Below are 2,618 nucleotides of genomic sequence, written 5' to 3'. Positions count from 1 at the left end.
ACGTTTCTCTCGGGCGGGAACCGTCGACAACCCTTCGGAACGCGGGTAGGGGGGCCGGGGTGAGGGTCGAGGCTGCGTCGATGGAGGGGCTGGCGTTCGCGCAGGGTCGGGCGACGGCCGAGGCGTCGCGGGAGCGTCTGCTCGAGGACCTCGCGCACGTGGAGTCGACCACGGGCACGCCGTGGGACGCGTTCTGTGCCCGCTCGCTGCTGGCGCGGACGGCCCGGCGCGCCCACGAGCGGCTCGACGACGAGACGCGGGCGTTCGTCGACGCCTACGGTGCCGGTGTCCGCGCGGGTGGGATCGACGCCTGGCGTGACTGGACGTCGCTCGGCGTGATGGCCGTGCACCACGCGCTGTTCGGCAGCCTCGGCCACCACCTGTGGCGTCGGCACGTGGCGCGGGTGCTCGGACCCGATGCCGTCGCGACGCTCGCGCAGGAGGTTCCGGCTCTCTCGGGCAGCAACGCCTGGGTCGTCGGCGGAGAGCGCTCGACCGACGGCCTGCCGCTCGTCGGCGCCGACCCTCACCGCATCGTCACCGTGCCGGGCGTCTACCAGCAGGTGCGTCTCGTTGCCACGGACGAGGACGTCGACGTCGTCGGCCTCACCTTCCCGGGGGTGCCGGGCGTGCAGCACTTCGGGCACACCGGCATGGTCGCGTGGGCCATCACCAACGCGATGGCCGACACCCAGCAGCTCACCGACGTGTCGGCGCAGGAGCCGCGCGACGTGGTCGACGGCGTTCCGGTGACCACGCACGGGCCGCTGGTCCTCGAGCACCCGGACGGCTCCGGCGTGGCCGTGCGCACGGTTCCCTGGCTGCTCGACGACCTCGGCTTCCCTGCCCTGCTGCCGCTGCTGCGAGCCCGGTCGGTGGCCGACGTCGACGCCGCGCTCGACCACTGGGTGGAGCCGGTCAACGACGTGCTGGTGGCCGACGTCGAGGGTGCGGTCCTGCACCGCGTGGCCGGGCGCGTGCCGTGGCGCGACGGGTCGGGGGAGTGGGCCGGCTGGGTCGTGCCGCACCGCCGCGAGGTCGAGGCCGGCGCGCACCAGGTGACGGCCAACCATCGCCAGGGCGAGCACAGCGCGGCGCTCGCCGACGAGCTCGCCCCACCGCACCGTGCGCGCCGGCTCGAGCAGCTGCTCGACGAGCATCCCGTGCTCGACGTGGAGCAGGCGGCGGCCCTGCACGCCGACACGCTGCTGCTGCCGGCCGAGCACTGGCAGCGGCGGCTCGCCGGCCTGGACCTCGCAGGCGAGCCCGAGCAGGTGCGCGCGCTGCGCGAGCGGATCGTCACGTGGGACCGGCACATGGACGCCGACTCGGTGGACGCGGCACTCTTCGCCGCGCTGCGCTCGGCCGTGGTGCGGGGCCTCGTCGAGCACCCGGCGCTCGCCCCGCTGCGGGAGCCGTCGGCGGACCCGTGGACTGGCCCCGGCGAGCTGTTCGCCCCCTGGCTGCGCCCCGAGCCGCGGGTGGCGCTGGCCCTGGACCGATGGCTGGAGCCCGCCGGCGAGCCGGTGCCGGGCGTGGACCTGGAGGAGGTCCTGTGCGCTGCCCTGCGCGAGACCGCGCCGAACTTGTCGGCGCCGACGGCGTGGGGCGACGTGCACACCTTCACCCCGCTCGGCGGACCGGCCCTCCGACTGGGCGGTGACGAGGGGTGCGTCCTGTCGACGTCGTCGGTGCCCGGCGTCGACGACCGCGTGTGGCGGGGGCCCGTCGCGCGCCTCGTGTGGTGCCTGGCCGACCGGTCCCGCAGTCGGTGGACCGTCCCCGACGACCTGGAGGTGTGGGCCGCCGGCTCCACCTCCCCCCTGGAGGAGACCTGACATGACGTCCACCCCGCCGTTCTTCACGCACAGACCCGTCGACCCCGTCGGCGACCTCGACCTCCTGCACGCCTGGGTGACGCAGGAACGCGCACGGTTCTGGGGCATGACCGACCACACCGGCGACGAGGTCGGCGAGGTCTACGCGTACCTCGACTCGCTCGAGACGCACCACGCCTACCTGGTCCACGAGCACCGGGCGGACGTCGCCCCGGTCGCCGTCCTCCAGACCTACGAGCCCGAGCACGACCCGGTGGGAGAGGCCTACGACGTGCACACGGGCGACCTGGGGGTGCACCTCTTCGTCGGCCCCGGGGAGCGGCGGCCGGGCTTCACCGGGCACCTCGTCCAGTACCTGCTCGGCGTGGTGCTCGAGGATCCGTCGGTGCAGCGCATCGTCGTGGAGCCCGACGTGCTCAACGAGCGGTCGGTGGCCCGGTTCCGTCGTGAGGGTTTCGAGGTCGGTCCCGTGGTCGACCTCGGGCACAAGACGGCGCAGCTCGCGTTCCTCCCGCGGCCGCGCTAGGCCGGAGGGGCGAACGGGTCCCCGGTGGTCGCGTCGTAGAGCTCGACGTCCGACAGCGGGACGGTGCGGCGGGAGACGCCGACCTTCGTCCAGGCGAAGCCCTCCGGCGGCTCGTCGCCGACGGCGACCAGGTGCACGCCGTCGACGCCGTCCTCGAACGCGGCCACGTAGTCGTGCTCGTTCGCCGCCCACGGCCCGGCACCCCCGCCGGGGCCGTTCGCCGCCCACGGCCCGGCACCCCCGCCGGGGCCGTT

The 2,618-nt window shown here is 74.9% G+C and carries 3 protein-coding genes; 2 read left to right on the top strand and 1 reads right to left on the bottom strand.

Going from position 1 to position 2,618, the window contains the following annotated elements; genetic code table 11:
* Positions 1-59: 59 nt before the first annotated feature.
* Together NUV38_RS17060 and NUV38_RS17055 are read left to right on the top strand one after the other, a co-directional pair.
* Positions 60-1,838 (top strand): penicillin acylase family protein, encoded by a 1,779-nt coding sequence (locus NUV38_RS17060; RefSeq protein ID WP_257730256.1) that lies wholly within the window; start codon positions 60-62, stop codon positions 1,836-1,838.
* A 1-nt stretch (position 1,839) separates the two neighbouring features.
* Positions 1,840-2,364, top strand: a complete 525-nt coding sequence (locus NUV38_RS17055) for a GNAT family N-acetyltransferase (RefSeq protein WP_257730255.1) — start codon at positions 1,840-1,842, stop codon at positions 2,362-2,364.
* Here NUV38_RS17055 and NUV38_RS17050 read toward each other — a convergent pair.
* A partial coding sequence (locus NUV38_RS17050; protein WP_257730254.1) for a hypothetical protein occupies positions 2,361-2,618 on the bottom strand: 258 nt, incomplete at its 5' end. The genes NUV38_RS17055 and NUV38_RS17050 overlap by 4 nt on opposite strands.

The sequence above is a fragment of the Aeromicrobium sp. 50.2.37 genome, assembly GCF_024655735.1.
Taxonomy (GTDB): domain Bacteria; phylum Actinomycetota; class Actinomycetes; order Propionibacteriales; family Nocardioidaceae; genus Aeromicrobium.
Note: the sequence above shows the minus strand (reverse complement) of the source record. Positions and strands in the feature narration are given on the sequence as shown.

What these genes read in the sequence shown, in the direction of transcription:
- NUV38_RS17055 (WP_257730255.1), top strand. Translation starts at nt 1,840, where the DNA reads ATGACGTCCACCCCGCCGTTCTTCACGCACAGACCCGTCGACCCCGTC.